Source organism: Mesorhizobium sp. M2E.F.Ca.ET.219.01.1.1 (assembly GCF_004016445.2).
Classification (GTDB): domain Bacteria; phylum Pseudomonadota; class Alphaproteobacteria; order Rhizobiales; family Rhizobiaceae; genus Mesorhizobium.
Genome location: NZ_SADT02000100.1, coordinates 1 through 372, shown reverse-complemented (window position 1 = coordinate 372; position 372 = coordinate 1). Strand labels below are relative to the sequence as shown.

Annotated in this window: 1 pseudogene; it reads right to left on the bottom strand. The window is 64.2% G+C overall.

Annotation, left to right across the window (positions count from 1 at the left end):
• Positions 1-74: 74 nt before the first annotated feature.
• Positions 75-372 (bottom strand): annotated as a pseudogene (locus tag EN862_RS35090) (LysR family transcriptional regulator); the annotation flags it as partial.

Genomic DNA, 372 nt, shown 5'->3' with positions numbered 1-372 from the left:
TTTGCGGTGTTTCATTAACCCTGGGGTTAGCGGATTCCTGAGGGAAGATGGAGCCCGTCTGACCAGTCGATGCCTTAGCTGCCCGATCTGGCCGCCTCGCGAATGGTTTGCAGCAGAATGGTGAAGGCCGGCGAGGGGGCGGTGTCGGTGCGCATCGTCAGGCCGACCGGCCCCTTGGTCTCGTCGGTGTCGACCGGCAGGGAGACGAAGGCGCCGTTGGCGATCTCGTTGGCGACCACGCCGGCCGAAATGATCCACACCGCATTGCTCTGCCGCATGAAGGCGCGGCCGAACGAAGCCGAGACCGTCTCGATCTCGGTGGCCGGCGCGGTCATGCCGTTGGTTATGAACAGGCGATCGACAAAGGGCCGG